Source organism: Halomonas sp. SIMBA_159, from assembly GCF_046536035.1.
Taxonomy (GTDB): Bacteria; Pseudomonadota; Gammaproteobacteria; order Pseudomonadales; family Halomonadaceae; genus Vreelandella; species Vreelandella venusta_A.
Map to the genome: position 1 here is coordinate 1 of NZ_JAWJBT010001191.1, position 249 is coordinate 249.

Sequence of the window (249 nt, forward strand, 5' to 3'; positions counted from 1 at the left end):
TGACCGGTGCGTTCGCGAGTCACGTGCAGCTTCGGGAGGGTACCGCCATCGTCCGCGTACCCAAGACAATCCCGGCCGCCGTGCTCGCCCCGGCGGGGTGCGCGACGGCGACCGCGTGGGCAGCCGTGGCCAGGGCTGCCCGGGACCATGACCTCGATGGTGCCGCCGTGCGGATCCACGGTGCGGGGCTCGTCGGGCTCTCCGCCGCCGCGATCGCCGCGGAGCAGGGGGCGACGGTCGAGGTGCTCG

1 pseudogene is annotated in these 249 nt (G+C 75.1%); it reads left to right on the top strand.

Annotated features, from left to right (window positions below):
* Nucleotides 1–249: pseudogene (locus R0J87_RS23030) on the top strand (hypothetical protein); the annotation flags it as partial.